This is a genomic window from Aeromonas sp. sif2433, from assembly GCF_019218705.1.
In the GTDB taxonomy this organism is placed as follows: Bacteria; Pseudomonadota; Gammaproteobacteria; order Enterobacterales; family Aeromonadaceae; genus Aeromonas; species Aeromonas encheleia.
On record NZ_JAHUXD010000012.1, the window covers coordinates 43,348 to 67,635 of the forward strand.

Annotated in this window: 25 protein-coding genes; 18 read left to right on the forward strand and 7 right to left on the reverse strand. The window is 61.5% G+C overall.

The window, feature by feature from the left end; translation table 11 throughout:
• Positions 1–108 precede the first annotated feature (108 nt).
• From KW825_RS17100 to KW825_RS17120, 5 genes are all read left to right on the forward strand, one after another.
• Positions 109–1,605: a CoA-acylating methylmalonate-semialdehyde dehydrogenase gene (locus tag KW825_RS17100; protein ID WP_218329895.1), complete on the forward strand. Its 1,497-nt coding sequence runs from the start codon at positions 109–111 to the stop codon at positions 1,603–1,605.
• A gap of 83 nt (positions 1,606–1,688) precedes the next feature.
• Complete coding sequence (locus KW825_RS17105; RefSeq protein WP_042652927.1) at positions 1,689–2,417, forward strand: glutamine amidotransferase; 729 nt, start codon at positions 1,689–1,691, stop codon at positions 2,415–2,417.
• A gap of 154 nt (positions 2,418–2,571) precedes the next feature.
• Positions 2,572–3,543: a LysR substrate-binding domain-containing protein gene (locus tag KW825_RS17110; RefSeq protein ID WP_042652926.1), complete on the forward strand. Its 972-nt coding sequence runs from the start codon at positions 2,572–2,574 to the stop codon at positions 3,541–3,543.
• Positions 3,544–3,605: 62 nt separating this feature from the next.
• Entirely contained in the window at positions 3,606–4,445 is an 840-nt protein-coding gene (locus KW825_RS17115; RefSeq protein WP_218292501.1) for a PfkB family carbohydrate kinase, read from the forward strand.
• 288 nt (positions 4,446–4,733) lie between these two features.
• The gene (locus tag KW825_RS17120) at positions 4,734–5,186 is read left to right on the forward strand and encodes an Rrf2 family transcriptional regulator (RefSeq protein WP_042652924.1); all 453 of its coding nucleotides are present in this window, start codon (positions 4,734–4,736) and stop codon (positions 5,184–5,186) included.
• 67 nt (positions 5,187–5,253) lie between these two features.
• Here the strand turns inward: KW825_RS17120 and KW825_RS17125 are convergent, their stop codons facing one another.
• On the reverse strand, positions 5,254–5,766 hold the full coding sequence (locus KW825_RS17125) for a ferredoxin-type protein NapF (RefSeq protein ID WP_042652923.1): 513 nt from the start codon (positions 5,764–5,766) through the stop codon (positions 5,254–5,256).
• A 138-nt stretch (positions 5,767–5,904) separates the two neighbouring features.
• Here KW825_RS17125 and KW825_RS17130 point away from each other — a divergent pair, with 138 nt between their 5' ends.
• Together KW825_RS17130 and rmuC are read left to right on the forward strand one after the other, a co-directional pair.
• Positions 5,905–6,120 (forward strand): hypothetical protein, encoded by a 216-nt coding sequence (locus KW825_RS17130; protein ID WP_218329896.1) that lies wholly within the window; start codon positions 5,905–5,907, stop codon positions 6,118–6,120.
• On the forward strand, positions 6,117–7,448 hold the full coding sequence (rmuC, locus tag KW825_RS17135; RefSeq protein ID WP_218329897.1) for a DNA recombination protein RmuC: 1,332 nt from the start codon (positions 6,117–6,119) through the stop codon (positions 7,446–7,448). The genes KW825_RS17130 and rmuC overlap by 4 nt, the downstream gene beginning before the upstream one ends.
• 72 nt (positions 7,449–7,520) lie before the next feature.
• On the opposite strand, the gene KW825_RS17140 is transcribed toward rmuC, so the two are convergent.
• The 5 genes from KW825_RS17140 to def form a co-directional block, all read right to left on the reverse strand.
• Positions 7,521–8,963, reverse strand: coding sequence for a TrkH family potassium uptake protein (locus tag KW825_RS17140; RefSeq protein WP_042652920.1), 1,443 nt, complete (start codon positions 8,961–8,963; stop codon positions 7,521–7,523).
• Between the two features lie 93 nt (positions 8,964–9,056).
• Positions 9,057–10,433 carry a Trk system potassium transporter TrkA gene (gene trkA, locus KW825_RS17145; RefSeq protein WP_042652919.1) on the reverse strand — a complete coding sequence of 459 codons (1,377 nt, stop codon included), beginning with the start codon at positions 10,431–10,433 and terminating at the stop codon, positions 9,057–9,059.
• A gap of 160 nt (positions 10,434–10,593) precedes the next feature.
• Positions 10,594–11,886, reverse strand: a complete 1,293-nt coding sequence (gene rsmB, locus KW825_RS17150; RefSeq protein ID WP_218329898.1) for a 16S rRNA (cytosine(967)-C(5))-methyltransferase RsmB — start codon at positions 11,884–11,886, stop codon at positions 10,594–10,596.
• 51 nt (positions 11,887–11,937) lie between these two features.
• Positions 11,938–12,882 carry a methionyl-tRNA formyltransferase gene (gene fmt / locus KW825_RS17155; RefSeq protein WP_218329899.1) on the reverse strand — a complete coding sequence of 315 codons (945 nt, stop codon included), beginning with the start codon at positions 12,880–12,882 and terminating at the stop codon, positions 11,938–11,940.
• A gap of 12 nt (positions 12,883–12,894) precedes the next feature.
• The gene (gene def, locus KW825_RS17160) at positions 12,895–13,407 is read right to left on the reverse strand and encodes a peptide deformylase (protein WP_218292507.1); all 513 of its coding nucleotides are present in this window, start codon (positions 13,405–13,407) and stop codon (positions 12,895–12,897) included.
• 108 nt (positions 13,408–13,515) lie between these two features.
• Here def and KW825_RS17165 point away from each other — a divergent pair, with 108 nt between their 5' ends.
• From KW825_RS17165 to aroE, 8 genes are all read left to right on the forward strand, one after another.
• Positions 13,516–14,604 carry a LysM peptidoglycan-binding domain-containing protein gene (locus KW825_RS17165; RefSeq protein ID WP_218329900.1) on the forward strand — a complete coding sequence of 363 codons (1,089 nt, stop codon included), beginning with the start codon at positions 13,516–13,518 and terminating at the stop codon, positions 14,602–14,604.
• A gap of 1 nt (position 14,605) precedes the next feature.
• The gene (dprA, locus tag KW825_RS17170; RefSeq protein WP_218329901.1) at positions 14,606–15,721 is read left to right on the forward strand and encodes a DNA-processing protein DprA; all 1,116 of its coding nucleotides are present in this window, start codon (positions 14,606–14,608) and stop codon (positions 15,719–15,721) included.
• Positions 15,714–16,187 (forward strand): DUF494 family protein, encoded by a 474-nt coding sequence (locus KW825_RS17175; RefSeq protein ID WP_042652913.1) that lies wholly within the window; start codon positions 15,714–15,716, stop codon positions 16,185–16,187. Before dprA ends, KW825_RS17175 begins: the two co-directional genes overlap by 8 nt.
• A gap of 55 nt (positions 16,188–16,242) precedes the next feature.
• Positions 16,243–16,800, forward strand: coding sequence for a type I DNA topoisomerase (locus KW825_RS17180; protein WP_042652912.1), 558 nt, complete (start codon positions 16,243–16,245; stop codon positions 16,798–16,800).
• Between the two features lie 74 nt (positions 16,801–16,874).
• Positions 16,875–17,381 (forward strand): 5-(carboxyamino)imidazole ribonucleotide mutase, encoded by a 507-nt coding sequence (purE, locus tag KW825_RS17185; protein WP_042652911.1) that lies wholly within the window; start codon positions 16,875–16,877, stop codon positions 17,379–17,381.
• A gap of 139 nt (positions 17,382–17,520) precedes the next feature.
• Entirely contained in the window at positions 17,521–18,081 is a 561-nt protein-coding gene (locus KW825_RS17190) for a Sua5/YciO/YrdC/YwlC family protein (RefSeq protein ID WP_218329902.1), read from the forward strand.
• 111 nt (positions 18,082–18,192) lie between these two features.
• Positions 18,193–19,101, forward strand: coding sequence for an oxygen-dependent coproporphyrinogen oxidase (gene hemF, locus KW825_RS17195; protein WP_218329903.1), 909 nt, complete (start codon positions 18,193–18,195; stop codon positions 19,099–19,101).
• A 101-nt stretch (positions 19,102–19,202) separates the two neighbouring features.
• Positions 19,203–20,024: a shikimate dehydrogenase gene (gene aroE, locus KW825_RS17200; RefSeq protein WP_218329904.1), complete on the forward strand. Its 822-nt coding sequence runs from the start codon at positions 19,203–19,205 to the stop codon at positions 20,022–20,024.
• A 1,015-nt stretch (positions 20,025–21,039) separates the two neighbouring features.
• On the opposite strand, the gene yihA is transcribed toward aroE, so the two are convergent.
• Positions 21,040–21,696 (reverse strand): ribosome biogenesis GTP-binding protein YihA/YsxC, encoded by a 657-nt coding sequence (gene yihA / locus KW825_RS17205; protein ID WP_042652907.1) that lies wholly within the window; start codon positions 21,694–21,696, stop codon positions 21,040–21,042.
• Between the two features lie 142 nt (positions 21,697–21,838).
• Between yihA and KW825_RS17210 the strand changes: the two genes are divergently transcribed.
• The 3 genes from KW825_RS17210 to KW825_RS17220 all read left to right on the forward strand — a co-directional run bounded on the left by KW825_RS17210 (position 21,839) and on the right by KW825_RS17220 (position 24,286).
• On the forward strand, positions 21,839–22,456 hold the full coding sequence (locus KW825_RS17210; RefSeq protein WP_218329905.1) for a cytochrome c: 618 nt from the start codon (positions 21,839–21,841) through the stop codon (positions 22,454–22,456).
• 799 nt (positions 22,457–23,255) lie between these two features.
• The gene (gene yihI / locus KW825_RS17215; RefSeq protein WP_218329906.1) at positions 23,256–23,834 is read left to right on the forward strand and encodes a Der GTPase-activating protein YihI; all 579 of its coding nucleotides are present in this window, start codon (positions 23,256–23,258) and stop codon (positions 23,832–23,834) included.
• 11 nt (positions 23,835–23,845) lie between these two features.
• Positions 23,846–24,286 (forward strand): DUF2489 domain-containing protein, encoded by a 441-nt coding sequence (locus KW825_RS17220; RefSeq protein ID WP_218329921.1) that lies wholly within the window; start codon positions 23,846–23,848, stop codon positions 24,284–24,286.
• The last annotated feature ends 2 nt before the right edge of the window (positions 24,287–24,288 follow it).

The window sequence follows — 24,288 nt, forward strand, 5'->3', positions numbered from 1 at the left end:
TTTTTCACCTTATTTTTCATGGTGCCCGCGCTGCGGGCGCCATCTTCCTGCGCGCCGATCTCATGACGCCACGCAGGATTGAGACGAATTACCCATCAAGGAGGATATATGACATACCGGGTTAGCAACTTCATCGGCGGTGAGACGAAAGAGAGCCACAGCGAGCGCTTCGGCGCCATCTTCGATCCGGCCACCGGCCAGCAGCAGGGTCAGGTGGTGCTCAGCACCGCCGCCGAGTGCGCCGAGGCCATCGCCATCGCCGAGCAGGCCTTCGCCGACTGGTCCCAGACTCCGCCGCTGGTCCGGGCGCGGGTGATGTTTCGCTTCAAGGAGCTGATGGAGGAGCATCGCGACGAGCTGGCCCGGCTCATCAGCCGCGAGCATGGCAAGGTGTTCTCCGATGCCCAGGGCGAACTGACCCGGGGGCTGGAGGTGGTGGAGTTTGCCTGCGGCATCCCCCATCTGCTCAAGGGGGAGCACTCCCTCAACGTGGGCCGCGGGGTGGACAGCCACTCCATGATGCAGCCGGTGGGGGTCTGCGCCGGCATCACGCCGTTCAACTTCCCGGCCATGGTGCCGCTGTGGATGTTCCCGGTGGCGCTGGCCTGCGGCAACAGCTTCATCCTCAAGCCGTCCGAGAAGGATCCCTCGCTCTCCCTGCGCATGGCCGAGCTGCTCAAGCAGGCCGGTCTGCCGGACGGGGTGCTCAACGTGGTCAATGGTGACAAGGAGGTGGTGGACGTGCTGCTGACCGATCCGCGGGTGGCCGCGATCTCCTTCGTCGGCTCCACCCCCATCGCCGAATACATCTATGCCACCGCCTCGGCCCACGGCAAGCGGGTGCAGGCGCTGGGCGGCGCCAAGAACCACATGCTGGTGATGCCGGATGCGGATCTCGAGCAGGCGGTCTCCGCCCTGATGGGAGCGGCTTACGGTGCGGCCGGCGAGCGCTGCATGGCGATCTCGGTGGCCGTGGTGGTCGGCGAGGTCACCGCCGATGCCCTAGTGGCCAAGCTGACACCGCTGGTGGAGGCGCTGCGGGTCGGCCCGGGTCTGGGCGCGAGCCCGGAGAACGAGATGGGGCCGCTCATCAGCCGTGAGCACCTGGCCAAGGTGCGCGGCTACGTGGATCAGGGGGTGGCCGAGGGGGCCCAGCTGCGGGTGGATGGGCGTGGCGTCAGCCATGGCGAAGGCTACTTCATCGGCGGCAGCCTGTTCGATCGGGTGACCCCCGAGATGCGCATCTACCGGGAGGAGATCTTCGGGCCGGTGCTCGCCATAGTGCGGGCGCCGGACTATGAAACCGCGCTCGGGCTCATCAACGATCACGAGTACGGCAATGGCACCGCCATCTTTACCTGCGACGGCGATACCGCAAGGGACTTCACCACCCGGGTTCAGGTCGGTATGGTAGGGGTGAACGTTCCCATCCCGGTGCCCATGGCGTTTCACAGCTTCGGTGGCTGGAAACGGTCCATCTTCGGGCCGCTCAACATGCACGGGCCGGATGGGGTACGCTTCTATACCCGGATGAAGACAGTCACCGCGCGCTGGCCACAGAGCCTGCGGGCCGGCGCCGAGTTCTCCATGCCGACCATGAAATGACCAACCATGCAGTAGCTAGCCCAGGCATGGCCCGGCGGAGGGATCCGCCGGAGTGCCCCGCTATCCCTGTGAAGGAGTGACAGATGCGACTGGGAATTCTCGATTGTGACCGGCTGGACCCCGATTTGGCGGGGAGTTTTGGCCCCGTTTACTCCGAGATGTTTATCAAGGGCTTCCGGGCGCTGGCCCCGGCGCTGGAATACCGGGTCTGGTCGGCGCTCGATGGCGAGCTGCCGGCCGACCTGAACGAATGCGATGCCTGGCTCATCACCGGCTCGCGCCACGATGCTTACAGCGATCTGCCCTGGATCCTGGCGCTGCGCGACTGGATCCGGCGCGCCCACGATCAGAACGTCAAGCTGGCCGGGATCTGCTTCGGCCATCAGGTGATCGCCCAGGCGCTGGGGGGGGAGGTGATGAAGTCCACCAAGGGCTGGGGGCTCGGCGTCTCCGTCCACCCCATGCAGGAGGCGAAGCCCTGGATGCAGCCCGGCCTGGACACGATCCGGATCCTGGCCAGCCACCAGGATCAGGTGGAGCAGCTGCCGCCGGGGGCGACCCTGCTGGCGGGCAACGACTTCTGCCCGAACTTCATGTTCCTGCAGGGGGATCACATAGTCGCGATTCAGGGCCACCCCGAGTTCTCAGTGGAGTACAACCGGGCGCTGATCGAGCGGCGACGGGATCGGCTGCCCGATGAGCACTACCAGAGCAGCCTCTCCTCGCTGGAAGGGGAGGTCGATTCGGCCACCATGATGCAGTGGCTGCTGCAGTTTCTCGGCATGCTGCCGGTCGGGCCCGCCGTGCGCTGAACCCCGTTTGTCATATAACCCCTGCAGATGCTAGATTTTGTAGCAAAATGAAGGATCAAGCGGTGATATGCCAAGTTCGGATGATACACTGGCCGCCATTTGTGGCGGCCTTGTCCATCCAATGACAGCCGCGCCAGCCTGTGAGGGTGAAGCCTTGAAACTACAGCAGTTGAAGTATCTGATCGCGGTGCGGGACCACAATCTCAATGTTTCCGTCGCTTCCGATGCGCTCTATACCAGCCAGCCTGGGGTGAGCAAGCAGATCGGCTTGCTGGAGAGCGAGCTGGGGGTGCGTATCTTCGAGCGCCGCGGCAAGCACCTGCATCGCATCACCCCGGTGGGCGAGGAGATCATCAGGTGTGCCGAGGCGATGCTCAACATCGAGGGCAAGATCAAGGCCATCTCCCGCGAGTACCTGGATCCGACCGTGGGCACGCTCAACATCCACACCACCCACACCATAGCGCGCTACCTGCTGCCCAAGAGCGTCACCTATTTCACCAAGAAGTACCCCAAGATCTCGTTCCATCTGCACCCGGTGATGTCGGCCAACAAGGAGCAGATCAGCAAGGGCTACTCCGATTTCTCCATCGTGGCCCACGAGATCGGCTTCGACAAGGAGCTGATCGCGCTGCCCGCCTACCTCTGGACCCTGTCGCTGGTGGTGCCGCAGGATCACCCGCTGGCCAAGGTGAAGAAGCCGAGCCTGGAGCAGCTCTGTCAGTACCCCATCCTCAGCTACGAGAGTGGCGCCACCGGGCGTCAGGTGCAGGATCAGGTGTTCCAGGCCGCCGGTCTCACCCCCAACTACTACATGACGGTGATGGATGCCGGCGTCATCAAGCGCTACGTGGAGCTGGGCTTCGGCATCGGCATCATCTCGTCGCTGGTGGCCGACGACACCGATGCCCCCGGCCTGGTGGCCATCAACCTGGAGTACCTGTTCGCGCCCTGCCCGGCCCAGCTCTGCTTCAGCAAGAGCATACTGCTGCAGAACTACATGTATGACTTCATCAGCTCCTTCTCGCCGCACCTCACCAAGGAGGTGATCCAGAACGTCATGCAGCAGCCGACCCAGGCGCGCATCGACGAGCTGATGACCGGGGTGGAACTACCCGTCTACTGACCCTCTCGCATCATCGGCCCCGGCCGATGATGCCGTCATGTCCTCCTGTCTTAGAGGTACCCATGTCCCGCATCCTGCTGCTCGCCAACCTCAACTGTGACCATGTGCTCTCCCTGGGCGAACCGCTGGTGGCGGGGGCCCGTCTGCAGTACCTGGATCAGGGGCGCAGGCTGGGGGGCGGCGCCGCCAACACCGGCATCGGCCTGGTGTGGGCGGGGCACGAGGTGCGCATTGCCTCGCGCATCGGGCTGGACGAGACTGGTGACTGGCTGCTGGAGCAGGCGGCGAGCCATGGTCTGGATTGCAGCCAGGTGGAGCGCTTCGGTGGCGAGACCGGCGAGCTGCTGATCCTGGTGGACTCCACCGGCGAGCGCACCATCTTGCGCCGTCCCCGTCGCCCCGATCTGCCCGGCGACTTGCCGGTGGAGGGGGTGGATTGTCTCTACGTCAACTACCCCGGCACCGCCATCATAGGTTACATGCGCCAGATGCTCGGCAAGAGCTTCGTGGTGGCCCAGTACCCCAAGGGCGGCCAGGCCCGCCGTCCCTGCCATGTGCTGGTGGCCTCCCGCGCGGATCTCGCCGAGGTGGCCGATCCCTGGCTGCATGCCCGCGGCCTGGCGGGGGAGCAGCTGGAGTGGCTGGTGCTGACCGAGGGCAAGGCGGGGGCCGTGGCCATCCACGGCGAGGAGGAGATCCGGGTCGCGGCGCGGCCGGTGTCGGTGGTGGATACCACGGGGGCGGGGGATGCCTTCGCCGGTGGCCTCATCCACGGCCTGGCCCGCGGCATGGCGATCCAGGATGCTCTGCAGTGCGCGGTGGACTGGGGCGCCTTCGCGGTGGCGTCGGAGAGCTCCATCCCCTCCCAGGCCCTGAAAAACTGGCTGAGACAGCCCCACTGAGGGTGAGGTTCCGACCAGATTCTCCCGTCTTTGACCCCGCGCCGGCCGCTGGGATTTAGCCACCAGAAATGGCCGAAACCCCGCTCCAAGCCGGCAAGTTTGCGATCAATCAAAGAAAGTGCCGATTTATGTACATCTTCGTCGACACCCGTCCGGGCTGCTCTTAACCTTGTCACTCCACGACTCGGCTCAAGATGCGGATCCTGTGCGGGCGCACGCACCATCCCCGTCCCTTGGCCCCTGGTTGTCGTCCTGATTTCTGGCTTGTAGTAAGAGGCAAGTGCGACCATGCAACTGACACGATTTACCGACTATGCCCTGCGGACCCTGACTTTTCTGGCAATCCAGCCGGGAGATCGCCTGTCGACCATCACCGAGGTGGCCGACACCTTCGCCATCTCCCGCAACCACGTGGTCAAGATAGTGCATCAGCTCGGCATCAAGGGTTACATCGAGACGATCCGTGGCAAGCACGGCGGCATCCGCCTCGGTCGCTCCGCGGTCTCCATCAACCTGCGCGACGTGGTGATGGACATGGAGCACGTGCTCTGTCCGGTGGACTGCAAGCGCGAGAACTGCCGCCTCTCCGGCGGCTGCCGCATCCAGGGCATACTGCGCCGCGCCATGAATGCCTTCCTCGAGGTGCTGGGGGAATACACCCTGGCCGATGCGGTGCGGGATCCGACCCGGCTCTGCCACCTGCTGGGGATAGAGCAGGACAACGTCTTGGCCATGGCATAAGGCCGAGGCAGACCAAGAGGGGCCCAAGGGCCCCTCTGTGCTTTCTGGCATCCGGGGGTTGTGCGGGCTAGGGTTGCGGGATCAGGGTGATGGCGCCATGCAGGCAGGCGAGGCCACAGGCGCCACAGCCGTCGCAGGCCGCCATGTTGACGCTCACCCCCTCGCTGCTGGCCTTGATCGCCTGCTGGGGGCAGGCATCCTCGCACAGCAGGCAGTAGAAGCCCTGGCGGGCCTGGCAGCTCGCCTCGATCCTGACCCGGGTCTGCACCTGGCGGCCGAGCCGCAGATCCAGCGCCCCCGTGGGGCAGGCTCTGGCGCAACTGCCGCAGTAGCTGCACTGGCCGCAGGCGAGATCCAGCACCGGGGTGCCGGCGATGGGGGTGCCGTCGTATTCCGGCTGATCGGCCGGTTTGAGCAGGCCGTTGGGGCAGGCCTTGAAGCATTCACCGCAACGGTTGCAGAGGGCGAGGTATTGGGATTCCTCTATGGCCCAGGGCGGGCGTGCCTCATGGCAAGCCACGGCCGGTTTGGCGGGGCTTCCCAGTGCGTGCATCAACCAGCGACAGAAAAAGTGAGTCATGCCTACCCCGAATACCTATTAGGGGTTAATTTTAGCCAGATTTCCGCCGGCAAGCCAGAGAATAGCGTGGCGCAGGATCGCAAGCCGGGTTGGCCTTGTGTAAGCTAGGCAGATCTTTTTGCGTGGTCGAACATACACATGTGGTTATTTCTCTGGCGTGCCTCCCTGCTCTATGTCTTCCCGTTGCTGATGTGGGCCTATTGCCGCATCAAGGATATCGAGTTCGCCGAGCTCGACACCGGGGTCAATAGCCACAAGTGGGTGGTGCTGGCCGCCTACCTCATCTATGTCCTGCTCTGGCTGCTGCTCAACCGCTACCTCGAACTCTTCCTGCGCCAGCGGAGTCGGCGATGATCCCGATGACGAGCTGGCTGCCTGTGTTGCTGGCGGGTCTGCTCGCCCTGGGGCTCGGCTGGCTGGTGGGCCGCCGCGCGGCCCGGGAGGAGACGCTGCTGACCGAGGAGCGCCATCAGGCGCTGCAAGACAGGTTCGACGAGCTGCAGGACGAGAAGATGCTGGGCCAGCAGAAGCTGGAGCAGCAGCAGAGCCTGCTGCTCAAGCTCACCGCCCGCCTCAAGGATGCCGAAGCCACCCTGCGCAGCGAGCGCATCGCCAGCGCCGAGAAGCTGCAGCTGCAGCAGCAGGCCGAGGCCCGTCTCAGCCAGCAGTTCGAGAACCTGGCGAACCGCATCTTCGAGCAGAACTCCGGCAACTTCCGCGAGCTGAACCAGCACAGCCTGGATCTGTTGCTGACCCCGCTCAAGGAGCAGCTGGAGGGATTCCGCCGCCAGGTGGGAGAGACCCACGCCCAGGAGACGGCCCAGCGCCACAGCCTCAAGTTCGAGCTGGAGCGCCTCGCCGAGCTCAACGCCCGCATGACCGAGGAGGCCGCGGCGCTCACCCGGGCCCTCAAGGGCGACAGCAAGCAGCAGGGCAACTGGGGTGAGGTGGTGCTGGCCCGGATCCTCTCCGAATGCGGCCTGCGCGAGGGGCACGAGTACCACACTCAGGTCAATATCGAGGTGGACAAGGGCAAGCGCTACCAGCCGGACGTGATCGTCCACCTGCCGCAAGAGAAAGACATCATCATCGATGCCAAGGTGTCGCTGACCGCGTACGAGCGCTGGTACAACAGCGACGACACGCTGGAGAAGGCGGTGGCGCTCAAGGAGCACATCGCCTCGGTGCGCAACCACATCCGCGAGCTGGGCCGCAAGGATTACCAGCAACTGCCCGGGGTACGCACCCTGGACTATGTGCTGATGTTCGTGGCGGTGGAGCCGGCGTTCCTGACCGCGCTGGAGGCCGATCCCTCCCTGGTGCGATACGGGCTGGATCACAACATCCTGCTGGTCAGCCCCACCAACCTGATGGTGGCGCTGCGCACCATAGAGAACCTGTGGCGCTACGAGCGTCAGAACCAGAACTCGCGCCAGATCGCCGAGCGGGCCGGACGGCTGTACGAGAAGCTGCGGTTGTTCGTGGAGGAGATGCAGCAGATGGGGGGCAGCCTGCACAAGGCGCAGGAGAGCTACGACAAGGCGATGGGTCGGCTGGTCAACGGCCGCGGCAACCTGATCGCCCAGGCCGAGCGCTTTCGCGAGCTGGGGGTGGAGGTGACCAAGCCGCTGCCGGAGCCGCTGATCAACCGTGCGCTGGAGCGGGAAGATTCCGCCGACTGAGATGGTCGAAAGCAGATGGAAAGGGCAGCCCATAGGCTGCCCTTTTTGTCATCAGGATCCGCCGCTCCGGCCTTACTGCCGCCAGAAGGAGGGGAAGAAGATCACCGCGACGGTCAGGATCTCGAGTCGACCCAGCAGCATGCCGAAGGAGAGGATCCACTTGGCCGCATCCGGCAGGGTGGCGAAGTTGGTGCTGGGTCCTATGATGGGGCCCATGCCGGGACCCACGTTGGCCACCGCCGTGATGGAGCCGGAGATGGCGGTCAGCGGATCCAGGCCGATGGCGGCGAGCAGGGCGGCGATCAGCAAGATGATGGCGAAATAGGCCAGCACGAAGGAGATCATGGAGCGGATGATGGCGTCGTTGACCGGGCGGCCGTTGTACTTCTGGGGGAAGACGGCGGAGGGGTGCATCAGCTGGCGCATCTGCTTCTTGAACAGGGCGAAGGCCACCTGCACCCGGAAGATCTTGAGCCCTCCGGCGGTGGAGCCGGAGCAGGCGCCAAGAGCCAGCAAAATGATGAAGATGATGCTGGTGAGCGGCCCCCAGGTACCGAAGTCACCGAGGCCGAAGCCGGTGGTGGTCAGCACAGAGACTATGTTGAAGCTGCTGATGCGCAGGGCATCCATGAAGCCGTAGATGTCCCTGACCCAGAGATAGAAGGTGACGATGACGGTCACCCAGACCACCAGCCAGAAGAAGCCCTGCACCTGGGCATCCTTGAGCAGGCTGTTGTCGCGCCGGTTCAGGCTCTGGATGTAGAGCAGGAAGGGCAGGCCGCCGAGGAACATGAACAGGGTGCCGATCCAGTGCGCCGAGTTGGAGAAGTGGGACATGGACTGATCCGAGGTGGAGTAGCCGCCGGTGCTCAGCGTCGTCATGGAGTGGTTGACCGCCTCGAACAGCGTCATGCCGCTCACCCAGTAGGCGAGGAAGCAGAGCATGGAGAGCACCAGGTAGACCACCACTATGTTGTTGGCCACCGTCTTGGCGCGCGGCGCGCTCTTGTCGGACCAATCCGAGCTCTCGGTCTGGAACAGCTTCATGCCGCCTACGTTGAGGTAGGGCAGCACGGCCACCGCCATCACGATGAAGCCCACGCCCCCCAGCCACTGCAGGATGGAGCGCCACAGCAGTATGCTGTGGGCCATGCCGTCCAGCCCGGACAGCACTGTGGAACCCGTGGTGGTGACGCCGGACATGGTCTCGAAGTAGGCGTCGGTGAAGTCGATGTGGTTGATGAAGAAGAAGGGCAGGGCGCCGAAGATGCAGGCCACCACCCAGACCGAGGTGGTGAGCAGGAACATCTCCCGCACCCCGAGGTGAAATTCCGCCTTGCGTCCGTAGTGCAGGCAGAGCAGGGCGGCGCCGTGGGTGATCAGCACGGACTTGAGAAATTCGACGAAGCCCTCGGAACCGGTGAGCAGCGCCAGCAGGGTGGGCAACCACATGAACAGGGCCAGCTTGGAGAGCACCAGCCCGAGGGTGAAGACGATGGGACGCAGCTTGATCATGGGAGATAACCTGGTCGTTGATTAACAAAAGACCCGGACGATTCCTTGGAGAAAGGTCCGGGTCTGGATGCTGTCGCCTGATGCATGGGCAGGTTACAGGAAGAAGGGACTTGGCTGGAACAGGCGTTCCACTTCCGGAATGTACTTCTTGTCCACCAGGAACATCACCACGTGGTCATCCTGCTGGATCTGGGTGCGATCGTGGGCGATCAGCACCTCGTCGCCGCGCACCACGGCGCCTATGGTGGTACCCGGCGGCAGCTTGAGCTCACCCACCGTCTTGCCCACCACCTTGGAGGTGTTCTCGTCCCCGTGGGCTATGGCCTCGATGGCCTCGGCCGCGCCGCGGCGCAGGCTGTAGACGTTGGCGATATCCGCCCGGCGCACGTGGGTCAGCAGGGCCGAGATGGTGGCCTGCTGGGGCGAGATGGCGATGTCGATGGAGCCGCCCTGCACCAGATCCACGTAGGCGCTGCGCTGGATCAGCACCATGGTCTTCTTGGCGCCCATCTTCTTGGCGAGCAGGGCCGACATGATGTTGGACTCGTCCTCGTTGGTCACCGCGATGAAGACGTCGATCTGATCGATGTGCTCCTCCGCCAGCAGCTCCTGATCCGCCGCGTCGCCGCAGAAGACGATGGTGTTCTCCAGCAGCTCCGACAGCTGCTCCGCCCGCTTCTGGTTGCGCTCTATGAGCTTGACGCTGTAGCGCTTCTCCAGCTGGCGGGCGAGGCCGGCACCTATGTTGCCACCCCCGACTATCATGATGCGGCGGTAGGGGCTCTCGAGCCGCTGCAGCTCCGACATCACGGCGCGGATATGGCCGGCGGCGGCGACGAAGAACACCTCGTCATCCGCCTCTATGATGGTGGTGCCCTGGGGGCGGATGGAGCGGCCCTGACGGAAGATGGCAGCTACCCGGGTCTCGATGTTGGGCATGTGATCCCGCAGGGTGGAGAGCGCATTGCCCACCAGGGGACCGCCGTAGTAGGCCTTGACCGCCACCAGCCCCACCTTGCCACCGGCGAAGTCCACCACCTGCAGCGCACCCGGGTATTCGATCAGCCGACGCACGTAGTCGGTTACCAACTGCTCGGGGGCGATCAGATGATCCACCGGCACGGATTCCGGCAGGAACAGCCGATCCCGCTCCACCAGATAGGCCGGGGAGCGAATGCGCGCCACCTTGTTCGGGGTGTTGAACAGGGAGTAGGCCACCTGGCAGGCGATCATGTTGGTCTCGTCGCTGTTGGTGACCGCCACCAGCATGTCGGCATCCTGGGCGCCCGCTTCGCGCAGCACCCTGGGGTGGGCGCCGTGACCGTTCACCACCCGCAGATCGAACTTGTCCTGCAGCTCCCGCAGACGGTCGCTGTCGGTATCGACTATGGTGATGTCGTTGTTTTCACCCGCGAGGTTCTCGGCTAGCGTGCCGCCGACCTGACCCGCACCCAGAATGATGATTTTCATAGGGAGATCTTACCCAAGGTTGTTCCGTTACTGAGGTGGCCAGCCAGTCTGATGCCCGACATGATGATCTGCATAGGGAAATCTTACTCAACGCTGTTGCTTCGAAGAGAGGGCGCCAGCCAGCGGGAGGGCGCCCGGATACAGCCTCGACAGTTGCTGCTTACTGCTTGATCAGCTTGGCATAATAGAAGCCGTCCATCTCGGCCTCGCCCGGCAGGAACTGGCGACCCGGGCAAGCCGGGGTGTCCTGCTCGTGCAGGGGCACCAGCCTGGCGTCCCTGGTGTCGGCCAGGAAGGCACGGATCTGGTCGCGGTTCTCTTCCGGCAGCACCGAGCAGGTGGCGTAGAGCAGGGTGCCGCCGCTCTTCAGCTTGGCCCAGAGGGCGTTGAGGATGCGGCGCTGCAGCTCGGCCAGCTCGCGGATGTCCTGATCCCGGCGCAACCACTTGATGTCGGGGTGACGACGGATGACGCCGGTGGCGGAGCAGGGGGCATCGAGCAGGATGCGATCGAACTGACCCTGTGGCCACCACTGGTCCGGCGTACTGGCATCGCCATGGATCACCCGGGCCTTGATGCCGATGCGATCCAGGTTCTCCTGCACCCGCTTGAGGCGGTTCTCGTCCGCATCGACGGCGATGACGCCGGCGAGGGCGGGTTGCAACTCCAGCAGGTGAGCCGTCTTGCCACCGGGGGCGGCGCAGGCATCCAGCACCCATTCACCCGGTTGCGGGTCGAGCAGGCGGGCGGCCTGCTGGGCGGCACCGTCCTGTACCGAGCAGTCGCCCTGCTCGAAGCCGGGTAGTTTGGTCACGTCGCAGGGGCGCTCCAGCAGGATGCAGTCGTCCCCTTCCTCGCCAGCCACCGCATTGATGCCGACCTCGGCCATGCGGGCCAGCATCTGCTCGCGGCTCTGGCGCTGGCCGTTATTGCGGATCCACATGGGGGGGCGCTGGTTGTTGGCCTCCATGATGAACTCCCAATCCTCGGGATAGGCCTGACGCAGCCGCTTGGTGAGCCACTCTGGGTGGCCGAGCCGGATGCTGGGGACGCGGTCGATGCGCAGCAGTATGACTTCGGCGCTGCGCTGGAAGTTGCGCAGCACGCCGTTGATCAGGCCGCGCAGGGAGGTGCCTTTGAGCAGCTTGACGGCGTTGACGGTCTCGGCCACCGCGGCGTGCGCCGGAATGCGGGTGTAGATGAGCTGATAGAGACCGACCAGGATCAGATAGTGGAAGATGCGGCTCTTGTTCTTGAGCGGCTTGTCCATCATCTCGCTCACCGCTGCATCGAGGCGGGGCAGCCAGCGCAGGGTGCCGTAGCAGAGTTCTTGCAGGAGGGCGCGGTCGCGAGGCGCCACCTTCTCCTGGGCAGCAGGCAGAACAGCGGAGAGGGATTGGCCCTGATCCAGCACCTGTTGAATAACGAGAGCGGCCTGTGCACGTGTTTTCATAGAGTTACCTTAGATGCGCAAGTCGGGGCCCGGGCCCCGCCTTGTGTCAATTCAGTTCAATTGCGTGCCGGGTGCAAACCAGTCGCGGCGAGAGTTGAGCAGATCCGGGACGGACATGGCCTTCTTGCCTGGCGGTTGCAGGGTCAGCAGACGCAGCACCCCCTTGCCGGTGGCGACGTCGATCCCCTGCTTGTCGGCCTTGAGCAGAGTACCGGCCGCCTGGCCATGTTCCTGCTCGAGCACCTCGGCCCGCCAGACCTTGATGGTCTGCTCCGCCACCTCGAACCAGCTGATGGGCCAGGGATTGAAGGCGCGAATGCAGCGCTCGATGGCGACGGCCTCCATGGACCAGTCGATGCGGGCCTCTTCCTTGGAGAGCTTCTGGGCGTAGTTGGCCAGGGCATCGTCCTGCGCCTCGGCGGCGGTATCACCGGCGGCCATGGCGTTGAGGGTTTCGACCAGCGCCTGCGGTCCCAGCTCGGCCAGCTTGTCATAGAGGCTGGCAGAGGTCTCATCAAAGGCGATGGGGCAGCTCACCTTGCGGATCATGGCGCCGGTATCCAGCCCCACATCCATCTGCATGATGGTCACGCCTGTTTCGGCATCGCCCGCCCAGATGGCACGCTGGATAGGAGCCGCGCCGCGCCAGCGTGGCAGCAGGGAGCCGTGCACGTTGATGCAACCCAGCCGTGGGGTGTCGAGTACCGCCTTGGGCAGGATCAGGCCGTAGGCCACCACCACCATGAGATCGGCGCCGAGGGCGGCCAGCTCGGCCTGGGCGGCTTCGTTGCGCAGGGATGCGGGTTGGTAGACCGGCAGGCTGTGGGCGAGGGCCAGCTCCTTGACCGGGCTGGCGCTGAGCTTCTGACCACGGCCCGCCGGCTTGTCGGGCTGGGTATAAACGGCGACGACCTCGTGGTCGGAAGACAACAACGCCGCCAGGTGACGGGCGGCGAAGTCGGGAGTACCGGCAAAAATCAGTTTCAGCTTATTCAATGGGGCAGATCCTCAGAGGGCTTTGCGATCTTCACGAGCCATCTTTTCCAGCTTCTGACGGATGCGCTGGCGCTTGAGCGGGGACAAGTAATCCACAAACAGCTTGCCGACCAGATGATCCATCTCATGCTGTATGCAGATAGCGAGCAGATCGTCCGCTTCCAGCTCGAACGGCTTGCCGTTGCGATCCAGCGCCCGCACCTTGACCCACTCGGCGCGCGGCACCAGAGCGCGGCTGCCGGGGACGGAGAGGCAACCCTCTTCGATGCCGGTGCTGCCCGACTGCTCGAGGATCTCCGGGTTGATCAGCACCAGCTGATCCTCACGGTCTTCAGAGACGTCGATGACGATGATGCGCTGATGAATGTCGACCTGAGTCGCGGCCAGGCCTATGCCTTCCTCCGCGTACATGGTTTCGAACATATCATCTACAATCTGTTGTAACTCGGGTGTAATGGTCTCGACAGGGGCTGCGACGGTACGCAGGCGCTCATCGGGGAAACGCAATACATCTAGAATGGCCATAGTTTTTTCTTTAGTTTCATATAAACGCAGTCAATATTGACGTAATTCTAGTCATTTACGTCGACAAAAAACAGCAACACTTTGCGTGCAGAAGTAACAGGGAGTGTTATGCATCTGAAGCAAATCATCCTCGCCTCTCTGGCGACAGCCTTGGCCGGTGGTGCCATGGCCGACCAGCTGACGCTAAAACCCGGTTATCCAGACAGCTATGTCGTCCAGAAAGGGGATACCCTCTGGGACATCTCGGGCCAATACCTGGCCGAGCCCTGGCTCTGGCCACGCCTCTGGAACATCAATCCCCAGATTGCCAATCCGCACTGGATCTACCCCGGTGACGTGCTGCAACTGAGCTGGGTCAATGGCGAGCCTCGCCTCGGCAAGGCCAGCCAGGGCGGCAAGCAGGTCATTCACTTGTCTCCCAAGAACCGCTACGAGAACAAGGCCAGCCCGATCCCGACCCTGCCACTCAGCGAGATAGGTCCCTTCCTGCAGACCGACCACATTATGGCTGACAGCCAGCAGGTCAAGGACCTGCCCTATGTGCTCGGCAATAACGAGAAGCACGTCGGCATGCTGGAGGGGGATACCCTCTATGTGCGGGGTTCGCTGACCCCGGGCCAGGACTACGGGGTTTATCACCCGGGCGTGACCTACAAGGACAGGCAGACCGGGGAGCAGCTCGGTCAGGAGGCCGTCTTCGTCGGCACTGTGCGGGCGGAGGAGCGGCTGGCCAACGACAGCACCAGAGTCACGCTGACACACAACAGGCGCGAGGTGTATCAGGGGGACAAGATCATCCCGCTACCGCCACAGGAGAGTCTCTCCGCCGTATTCATGCCGAAGGCGGCGCCAACCATCTCCCCCGGCTATGTGGTCGAACTGCCGAGCAAGGCGCGCGGCGGCGGCAAGTTTGATGTGGTGCTCATCAACAAGGGACTGCGGGATCGGGTCGCCCCCGGCGATGTGCTCGAGATCCAGCGCCCGGGCGCCGAGATGGTGGACAGGGATGGTAAAGTCTCATACCGCGAATATGCCTCAGTGTATAACAAGGCCTTCTACTCGGCGGGCAAGTCGGCCCTGCCATCTGAGGCCGTCGCCAGGGTCATGCTGTTCAAGGTCTACGACAAGCTGAGTTATGGCCTCATCCTGCAGAGTCAGGAGATGGTCAGCTCGGGTTACCAGGTCACCAACTTCTGACGTGTCGCCTCCACTCGAACGGCTCGCCCTGTGGCTGACGCTGGATGCGGTGACTGGCATAGGTCCGGTCACAGCATCTCGCCTGCTGGCCCACTTCGAGGGGGATATCGTCGCCCTGTTTGCCTGCGACGATGCCAGGCTTCGGGAGATGGGCCTCAGCGAGGCCCAGATCCGCCAACTCAGGTGGCCACTGCCCGAGGTAGAGCAGAGGCTGCTCTGGGCGAGCAGGCCGGGTCAGCATCTCATCTGTCCAGATACCCCCAGTTATCCCTCCCTGTTAAAAGAGATCCCTGCCGCCCCCCTGCTGCTCTATTGCCGTGGCGCGCTGGAGGCGCTGGCGCTGCCCCAGTTGGCAATGGTGGGCACGCGCCATCCCACCTATGCCGGCAAGGACAACGCGGCTCGGCTGTGCGCCGAGCTGGTGGAATGCGGCCTGGCGATCACCTCGGGGCTGGCGCTTGGCATCGATGGCGTCTGTCATCAGCAGGCGTTGACGGCCGGGGGCGTGACGCTGGCGGTGTTGGGCTCTGGTCTCGATTGCCTCTATCCGAAGCGTCATCAGGGGTTGGCCATGCAAATCCTGGAACGCGGCGGCCTGCTGATCTCCGAGCTGGCGCCGGACAAAGGGCCACTCGCCGAGCACTTCCCCCGTCGCAATCGCATCATCAGCGGGCTCTCCCTCGGTACCCTGGTGGTGGAGGCGGCCGAACAGAGTGGCTCCCTCATCACGGCCCGTTACGCGTTGGAGCAGGGGCGCGAGGTGTTCGCCGTACCCGGCGCCCCGCAGAATGTGCAGGCATTGGGCTGCAACAGGCTGATCCAGCAGGGGGCCAAACTGGTCTTGACTACGGCCGATGTCATGGAGGAACTGCCCGCCTTGGTGCCGTTGGCGAGACCGGCGAGTTATTCACCAGAGCCTTCGCATAATAGCGAATTGCCTTATGCCGATTTGTTGGATAACGTAGATTATGAAGCCACGAGCGTGGATACCGTTGCCGAGCGGTCCCGGCTTCCTGTCGAACTGGTGTTGGGCAGGTTGGTAGAGCTGGAGCTGGCCGGTGCAGTGATGGCGGTAGCCGGTGGATACGTCAGAACGAGGAGGGCGAATCATGTTTGATGTATTGATGTACCTTTTCGAGACCTACATCCACAGCGATGCTGATGTGATGGTCGAGCAGGATGAACTCACCGACGAACTGAGCCGAGCCGGTTTCAATCAGGACGAGATCGAGAAGGCGCTCAACTGGCTGGAAAGGCTGGCCAATCTGCATGACAGCGAACGGGAGGTGTATGTCTCCGCCAGCGCGCAAGGCTCGATGCGGATCTATGCCCCGCAAGAGCTGGCCCGCCTCAGCACCGAATGCCGTGGCTTCCTGCTGTTTCTGGAGCAGGCCCAGGTGCTGAATGCCGAAACCCGCGAGATCTGCATCGAGCGCCTGCTCGAGCTGGATAAGCCGGATATCGAGCTGGATGACCTGAAGTGGGTCGTCATGATGGTGCTGTTCAACGTACCGGGCAGTGAAAATGCCTACCAGCAGATGGAAGAGCTGGTGTTTGACGAGTCAGACGGTGTCATTCACTGACAGTCCGGTGCCGCGCTGGTAGAATTCAGGCCATCTGGATTTCAAGGCGCGGCCCATGTCAAAAATCGATCATCACCTCTTTTCTGCCCACGAGAACGCGTTCGAGCGAGAGCCTTGCCCGCAGTGTGGTGCCGAGCTGGTGATCCGCCAAGGCAAGCATGGCCTCTTTCTGGGCTGCTCCGCCTATCCCGCCTGCGACTACATCCGTTCCCTGACGCCATCCGGCCGCGACATCGAGAAGGTGCTGGAAGGATCCGCCTGCCCGGATTGCGGCCAGCCGCTGGCGATCAAGAAGGGGCGTTACGGCCTGTTCGTCGGTTGCACCCAGTATCCGGCCTGTCAGCACATCGAATCCTTGCAGGAAAGCGACGACACCCAGATCCTCTGTCCCGAGTGTGGCAAGGGTCATCTGGTGAGCCGCACCTCCCGCTACGGCAAGCAGTTTTACTCCTGTGATGGCTATCCCCATTGTAAATATGTGGTTAACGACAAGCCGATCCCCATGCCTTGTCCCGAATGTGGCTGGGGCATCATGGTGGAGAAGAAAGTGAGGGGAAATCTGAGGTGGATCTGCCCGCAAAAGAAATGCGGCCATCAGAGTGAGCAGGTATAATCCCGCCGCCGTAACCAAATTGAAACGTTTTCGGCGAACTTCAACCCCCCACTTGGAGTAAGGAAATTCCCACCATGAATAAACCCTTTGTTGCCGTATTGATGGGCTCTGATTCAGATTTTCCCGTGATGCAATCCACCCTTGAAGTCCTCAAGTCGTTTGATATCACAGTGGAAGTGAAGGTCACCTCCGCGCACCGTACCCCGGCCGCGACCCATCAGTATGTCACCGATGCCGAAACCCGTGGTTGCAAGGTCTTCATCTGCGCCGCCGGGCTGGCCGCCCACCTGGCTGGTGCCGTGGCCGGCATCACCACCCGTCCCGTGATCGGGGTGCCCATCGATGGTGGCCCGCTCAAGGGGCTGGATGCATTGCTCTCCACCGTGCAGATGCCGGGTGGCGTGCCGGTGGCGACCGTGGCGATCGGCAAGGCCGGCGCCAAGAACGCCGGTTATCTGGCTGCCCAGATGCTGGCCGTGGCCGATGACGCACTGGCAGTCAAGGTACGCGCCGAGCGCCAGAAGAATGCCGAAGAGGTGATGGCCAAGGATGCTGCCCTGCAGGCTCAACTGCTCAAGTAAGCGATGAGGCGGCAGCCAGCCTGACGGGTCGTATTTTTTCTGCGTTCCAGGGAAAATGAATCTGAACAAGCGGTTGCCGCTCTAGCAGGCTCAATGTCAATCAGTGATGAGGCGGTAGCTCGGCTACCGCATTTTTTCTATGCCAAACGAATTTGAACAAGCGATTGCCGCCCTCCGCGATGACGGGGTGATCGCCTACGCGACCGAGGCCGTGTTCGGCCTGGGTTGTGATCCCGATTCAGAGCTTGCCGTGCAGCGTCTGCTGGCCATCAAGCAGCGTCCGGTGGAGAAGGGGCTGATCCTGATTGCCGCCGATCTGGCGCAGTTGCAGGATTACATCGATTTGGGTCAGCTCAGTGCCGATCAGCTTGCCCGAGTGCAGGCCAGCTGGCCCGGCCCCTTCACCTGGATCATGCCCGCTCGAGCCGCGACGCCGACCTGGCTGACCGGTCAGTTCGACACCCTGGCTGTGCGGGTGACGGCCCATCCTCAGGTGCAGGCCCTGTGCCGTGCCTTCGGCAAGCCACTGGTCTCCACCAGTGCCAACCTGACCGGCGAGGAGCCTGCCCGTCGGCTAGCCGAGATCGGTGAGGCGCTGGCCAGCCAGCTGGCCTATGTCCTGCCCGGCGAGGTCGGGGGCCAGGCCAATCCTTCCGAGATCAAGGACGCCAGAACCGGCGCCATCATTCGCCCCTCCTGAGTGGGGCGGGCTGACCCTTTTTTACCGCAATGCACATGGGCCTTGAGCCCTGGGTGTGACATCACAATAAAATGGACAGGGCGTTCAAGATCCTGCCTGACTGGAGACAAGATGAGCAAACCGGACGTGGCCCAGGTCAAGGCCTTCCTGTTGCAGTTGCAGGACGAGATCTGCCGTGGCCTGGAGCAGGCCGATGGTGCCGGGCACTTCGTGGAAGATGCCTGGTGCCGCGAGGGGGGCGGCGGTGGTCGTACCCGAGTGTTGCGCCATGGCGCCGTGATCGAACAGGGAGGCGTCAACTTCTCCCACGTTTATGGTGATGCCATGCCGGCCTCGGCGACCGCCCATAGGCCGGAGCTGGCGGGGCGCAGATTCGAGGCCATGGGCGTCTCGCTGGTGATCCACCCCCACAATCCCTATGTGCCGACCAGCCATGCCAACGTCCGCTTCTTCATCGCCGAGAAAGAGGGTGAAGAGCCCATCTGGTGGTTCGGCGGTGGCTTCGATCTGACACCGTTTTACCCCTTTGCCGAGGATGTGCTGCACTGGCATCAGGTGTCGCACGATCTCTGCCAGCCCTTTGGCGAGGAGATCTACCCCGAGTTCAAGGGGTGGTGCGATCGTTACTTCTTCCTCAAGCACCGCAATGAGACCCGTGGCGTCGGCGGTCTCTTCTTCGACGATCTGAATCGCTGGCCGTTTGCCGACTGTTTCGCCTTTATGCGGTCGGTGGGCAGAGGCTACCTCGATGCCTATCTGCCGATCATCGCGCGGCGCAAGGCGCTGCCCTATGGGGAACGGGAGCGGGAGTTCCAGCTCTATCGGCGCGGCCGTTACGTGGAGTTCAACCTGGTCTACGACCGGGGTACCCTGTTCGGGCTGCAGACCGGTGGCCGCACCGAGTCGATCCTGATGTCGATGCCGCCGCTGGCGCGCTGGGAGTACGATTGGCAACCCGAGCCCGGTAGTCAGGAGGCATTGCTCTACAGCGACTACCTCACCCCCAGAAACTGGTTGTGACAAGAAGGGCCCAAGGGCCCTTTTTCGTGGCCGAGATTCGGCTTGTCCCCCGGGGGGAAAACCCGTTAAATCGGGAGACCGCCTTCCGATGGATATATTTGATGGATCGTTATCTGGTTTTTGGCCACCCGGTGCGCCACAGCAAGTCTCCCTTCATCCACACCCTGTTTGCCAGGCAGACCCAGCAGGCGCTGGAATATGGCCTGGCCGAGCCCGCAGTCGATGACTTTGCGGCCAGCCTGCAGACCTTCTTCGCCGAGGGGGGCAAGGGTTGCAACGTGACAGTGCCCTTCAAGGAGCAGGCATTCTCCCTGGTCGCTCGACTGAGCCCACGGGCCCAGCGGGCCGGGGCGGTCAACACCATCAAGCTGACCGATGACGGGGTGCTGCTCGGGGACAATACCGATGGTGCCGGCCTGGTGGCGGATCTCAAGGCCCATGGGGTGAATCTGGCCGGTAGCCGGATCTTGCTGCTCGGGGCGGGTGGTGCCGCCCGAGGGGCGCTGGCGCCCCTGCTGGCCGAGCAACCGAGTGAGCTGGTGATTGCCAACCGTACCCACGCCAAGGCCGAGCAGCTGGCCGCCGAATTCCAGGATCTGGGGGCGGTGATGGCTCAGACGTATGCGCAGCTAAGTGGTTCGTTCGATCTCATCATCAATTCCACTTCCGCCAGCCTGCAGGGGGACCTTCCCCCCTTGCCGCCAGCCATGATCCACGGCGGCGTCGCCATCTACGACATGATGTACGGTGCGGCGGATACCGCCTTCATTCACTGGGCCAAGCAACATGGCGCCCTGCACACCATGGATGGACTGGGCATGCTGGTGGAGCAGGCGGCCGAGGCGTTCACCGTGTGGCGCGGCATCCGGCCGGGGACCAAGCAGGTATTGAGAGAGCTGAAGCGTAACCTGGGGATACTGTGAGTCAGGCTCGGTGTCTCGAGGGATGAGGCTGGGGTTCGATGAGCGGCATGTGGATTTTCCGGCCCAGCAGTTGGGCGCTTTTCCGATGGCGCCATCGGTTGGAAAAGCTGGCGAGCCCATCTATCAGTCGGGCAGACGCCAGGCAGACGATATGTTCAGGGTCTTATAGCATGCAGTGGTTGAGTTAAAAGGTGATTAATAACAATGAGTTATGATTTTTATTTCAATCTCCAGGCAAGATCTTCAAGTTTTTTTTCAATACAGCGGAACTTGAGTGAAATGGCGCTGACTAACTAGATAGTTGAGGAAGTGCTAGCTAGTCACCTTTATAACTCCCCGGTATTCGTACTGGGGATTTTTTTATCTATATGAAAAATAAAGTGAATTCTCTTATACGTTTTTTATGAAACTAAATTACATAAATTACTTTCACTTTTTGCTGCTTTGCTGTACAGTTCTCGATGTAGGGTACAGAGGTAAGATGTTCTATCTTTCAGACCTTTTATTTCACGTAATTGAATGTGGCTGAATAGCAGCCCCGATGAGTTATCGTCGGGGTGTTTTTTTATGCGCCTCATTTAGAGCAAAAGCTTTAATTTGATCGATTTTTTGCTAGAATGAGATGTTTCTTGAGGAAAACCAATCGTCTTTGTTCTCGAGAATTAGCTTTTTCCCAATTTTTTGAACTCATTGCTTCAGGCCAGACCGCAGAGTGCGGGACTGGCCTCATTTTTGTCCCTTTCCCTCTCATTGTTGTAATAAATTTTCATTTTCGTTCTTGAAGTGCCTTCGGCATGATCTCTTTCGCTGAAATAATGAAAACGCTATCAAGGCGATTGAAAGTTAATTCTCTAGGCGGTCAAACTGATTATCTATCTGATATTAAATGACTTGTTGTTTATGGTCGATCGGGGTGACCGTTGTCGGGGTGAGGAGGGATCTGCGAGGGGTGGCTTGAAAGTCTTTCAATCAGCGGAGGGCCAACTCCGCTCATTGCAGCAAGATGAGGAGTAACTTACTCCTCGATCTGGTGGTCTTCGTCGATGTCTACCGGAGCGATCTCGGCATTGGACAGATACCAGCCGCTCAGGGTTTGAGCCAGCTTCTCGACGCCTATGTTGTTGAGGGAAGAGAAAGCCTCGACCTGGATCTGCGGACCCAGTTCGGCCACGGCCTGGCGTACCTTGATCACCTGATTGTTACGGGGACCCGGGCTCAACTTGTCGGCCTTGGTCAGCAGCAGTATGACCGGCAGCTCACGGTGTGAGCTCCACTCCAGCATGTTCATGTCAGTTTCTTTGAGCGGGTGGCGGATATCCATCAGGATCACCAGCCCTTTCAAGGACTCGCGGCGCTGCAGGTATTCTGCCAGCGACTTTTGCCACTTGAGCTTCATTTCCAGCGGTACCTGGGCATAACCATAGCCAGGCAGGTCGACCAAACGCTTGCCCGGTTCCAGCTCGAACAGGTTGATCAGCTGGGTACGGCCCGGGGTCTTACTGGTCCGTGCCAGGTTCTTGTGTTTGGTTAAGGTATTCAATGCAGATGACTTACCGGCGTTGGAACGGCCGGCAAACGCAATCTCGACACCCCCATCATTTGGCAGGTGGCGGATGTCGGGTGCGCTGGTCACAAAATGCACCTTATTGAAATTCAGAGTTTGTGTATCCAACGTAAATTCCCCATAGAGATAGAGGGTTATAGAGTTACTTTTATGTGAAATCGTGTAAAATAGCGTCGCTTAAACGCGTTTATTTTAACATGCCTTCAGCGGCATGGGATCTGGAAGCCTAATAACGAGAAGTTGGAACGCCATGAAGAACCTAGTCATTACTCTTGCTCTGATGGTTGGCGTAACGGGGATGGCACAAGCCAAGGGCGATGCCGCTGCGGGACAAACCAAGGCTGCCGTGTGTGCGGCTTGTCATGGACCGGACGGTAACAGCCCAGTCGATATGTATCCCAAGATTGCTGGTCAGCACGCATCATATATCAAAAAACAATTAGTTGAACTGAAGGCTGCTGCTTCTGGCCAAACTGGCCGGGTTGCACCCATCATGGGACCCATGGCGTTGCCCCTGTCCGATCAGGACATGGACGACCTGGCCGCCTACTATGCCACTCAGAAGGTCACCCCGGTCGCGGTGCCGGATGATGTTGTCGCGACAGGCAAGGCGCTCTACATGGGAGGAGACATGAGTCGTGGTCTGGCGGCTTGCACTGCTTGCCACGGACCGCGTGGCTCCGGTGTCGAGCAGGCCAAGTATCCCAGCCTGTCAGGCCAGCATCCCGCCTACATCAAGGCCCAGCTTACCGCTTTCCGTGCGGCGGCCCGTGAGAACGATCCGAACGGCATGATGCGGGACGTGGCCAAGAAGCTGACGGATCAGGATATCGAGGCGCTGTCCAAATACGTGGCCGGTCTGCACTGATAGCACCTGCGGTTTATCTTATTGAAAAGAACGGGGAACCATTGGTTTCCCGTTTATTTTTGACCTTTAAAACCATTTACTCTAAATGGCCTGCATTGTTGTAAGAGATCTCCTATTTCCAAGCCTGGTCCGGGCTGAAACTAGTCATGGCTTTCATTATAGAAACTATAATTTTCAATATGTTGAATTAAAATTGAAGATTTTTGTTCGTTTGAAAACATTCTGGGTGGATTGAGCCTTTTTGCCAAGTTGCTACAGTGGGTACATGGAGTGGCCCAGCGAGCGGATTCAGGTTCGGGAAGGCGAGACAGGGAGTCGGCTCAGCGCAAGTGATGAGCCACGGATTGAAAGACCAGGATGGTGACCGCTCGGGACGAGCGGGGCTGCGGGAGGCAACCACCCCGGATGGATGGCAGGACGTCATCGGGACGGGTCAGGCAAGCACACGCACATTCAGGATTGACCAACAAGGGTCAGGAAGACCCCAAGATATGATGCGCAGAGGTACGCCAAGGGAAAAGGCGATTCGCAGCCAGGGAATGGGACTCGCATAAGCATATCAAGGCAGCTTCGGCTGCCTTTTTTCTGTTGAGTCATTAACCCGCCCAGCCATTCTGTGTCAAAATACCAGCAACATGCCCAGAGGATGCCGATCCTGCGGTGTTCAGCGGCCAAATATGGCCGAATTGGTGCGGGATCCCACTCTTGTTCCAGATTTACTGTTCCCCGCCTCAGCATCCTCCCCGGACGAGATCCTCCCGGGCGCGGGCTTCAATCCAGATATTTCTCGGAGTCATTCATGTCGGCCAAACAACCCACCCGCAAGCCTACCGGCAAGCGCAAAGAATCAGATGCCAGTGCCATAGAAGGCCGTGAGCGCAAACGCGCTGCCAAGCGCAAGGGCTTGAAGGCAGGCTCCCGCCAGCAGGCAGAGCAGTCCAACAAGAGCGGTAGTGGCAAGCAGGCCAAGGATCCACGCATCGGTTCTCGCAAACCGGTCGCGCTGATCGTGGAAGAGAAGAAAACCAAACCGGTTTCATCCAAGCCGCTGAAAGAGAAGGCGCTGCTGATGACGCCGGAGCAGGAACTTGCCGCCATCGAGAACGATGATCGCCTGAACGACCTGCTGGATCGGTTGGATACCGGCGAGACCCTGGACGCGGCCGAGCAGGCCTGGGTCGACCAGCGCGTGGATCGTTATCAGGAGCTGATGGATGAACTCGGCATCATCGACACCGATGAAGACGAAGACGACGATGGCTCCTTTGACGAAGAGTATGACGAGCCGAGCCAGCCTGCCTCCGAAGAGGAGCTGTGGGATCGCTTCAGCAAGGTCGACTATCAGCCTGAACCCAAGCCAGAGCCGAAGAAAAAGTGATGAGTGGATGGATGCTGGCCGCCCTGTTGGGTGGCCTGATCTTGCTGGGGCTGGCAGTCTACGCCGGTACCCTGCTGGCCCGCCTCAAGCGCCAGCGCGACATGCAGCTGCGTGCCATCGCGGCCCGCAATGAACGTATCCTCGACAGCGTCAGGGTCATCGCCCATGCGGTGCGGGATGGTCAGTGTGACTATTCCGAGGGGGCCATCCGGCTGACCAATCTGCTGGATGCCTTGCAGATCCAAGGCGGGCGCGCCTTTGCCAGCGAGTTTCCCGGCCTGTACGACCTCTATGAGAAGGTGAAGGAGATGCCGACTCACGAGGCGCGGCGGGCGCTCAAGCGCAACGAAGTGATGAGGATGGATCTCGAGCGCAGTGGCTACGAGGCCGAGCTGGAGGCGCAGATCCTCAAGGATGTGGCGCGACTGAAGGACTTTCAGTTGACTCGGTGATA

Coding starts and splice junctions, on each gene's coding strand:
- KW825_RS17100 (WP_218329895.1), top strand. CDS start 109: ATGACATACCGGGTTAGCAACTTCATCGGCGGTGAGACGAAAGAGAGC.
- KW825_RS17105 (WP_042652927.1), top strand. CDS start 1,689: ATGCGACTGGGAATTCTCGATTGTGACCGGCTGGACCCCGATTTGGCG.
- KW825_RS17115 (WP_218292501.1), top strand. CDS start 3,606: ATGTCCCGCATCCTGCTGCTCGCCAACCTCAACTGTGACCATGTGCTC.
- KW825_RS17120 (WP_042652924.1), top strand. CDS start 4,734: ATGCAACTGACACGATTTACCGACTATGCCCTGCGGACCCTGACTTTT.
- KW825_RS17125 (WP_042652923.1), bottom strand. CDS start 5,766: ATGACTCACTTTTTCTGTCGCTGGTTGATGCACGCACTGGGAAGCCCC.
- KW825_RS17130 (WP_218329896.1), top strand. CDS start 5,905: ATGTGGTTATTTCTCTGGCGTGCCTCCCTGCTCTATGTCTTCCCGTTG.
- rmuC (WP_218329897.1), top strand. CDS start 6,117: ATGATCCCGATGACGAGCTGGCTGCCTGTGTTGCTGGCGGGTCTGCTC.
- KW825_RS17140 (WP_042652920.1), bottom strand. CDS start 8,963: ATGATCAAGCTGCGTCCCATCGTCTTCACCCTCGGGCTGGTGCTCTCC.
- trkA (WP_042652919.1), bottom strand. CDS start 10,433: ATGAAAATCATCATTCTGGGTGCGGGTCAGGTCGGCGGCACGCTAGCC.
- rsmB (WP_218329898.1), bottom strand. CDS start 11,886: ATGAAAACACGTGCACAGGCCGCTCTCGTTATTCAACAGGTGCTGGAT.
- def (WP_218292507.1), bottom strand. CDS start 13,407: ATGGCCATTCTAGATGTATTGCGTTTCCCCGATGAGCGCCTGCGTACC.
- KW825_RS17165 (WP_218329900.1), top strand. CDS start 13,516: ATGCATCTGAAGCAAATCATCCTCGCCTCTCTGGCGACAGCCTTGGCC.
- KW825_RS17175 (WP_042652913.1), top strand. CDS start 15,714: ATGTTTGATGTATTGATGTACCTTTTCGAGACCTACATCCACAGCGAT.
- KW825_RS17180 (WP_042652912.1), top strand. CDS start 16,243: ATGTCAAAAATCGATCATCACCTCTTTTCTGCCCACGAGAACGCGTTC.
- purE (WP_042652911.1), top strand. CDS start 16,875: ATGAATAAACCCTTTGTTGCCGTATTGATGGGCTCTGATTCAGATTTT.
- KW825_RS17190 (WP_218329902.1), top strand. CDS start 17,521: ATGCCAAACGAATTTGAACAAGCGATTGCCGCCCTCCGCGATGACGGG.
- hemF (WP_218329903.1), top strand. CDS start 18,193: ATGAGCAAACCGGACGTGGCCCAGGTCAAGGCCTTCCTGTTGCAGTTG.
- aroE (WP_218329904.1), top strand. CDS start 19,203: ATGGATCGTTATCTGGTTTTTGGCCACCCGGTGCGCCACAGCAAGTCT.
- KW825_RS17210 (WP_218329905.1), top strand. CDS start 21,839: ATGAAGAACCTAGTCATTACTCTTGCTCTGATGGTTGGCGTAACGGGG.
- yihI (WP_218329906.1), top strand. CDS start 23,256: ATGTCGGCCAAACAACCCACCCGCAAGCCTACCGGCAAGCGCAAAGAA.
- KW825_RS17220 (WP_218329921.1), top strand. CDS start 23,846: ATGCTGGCCGCCCTGTTGGGTGGCCTGATCTTGCTGGGGCTGGCAGTC.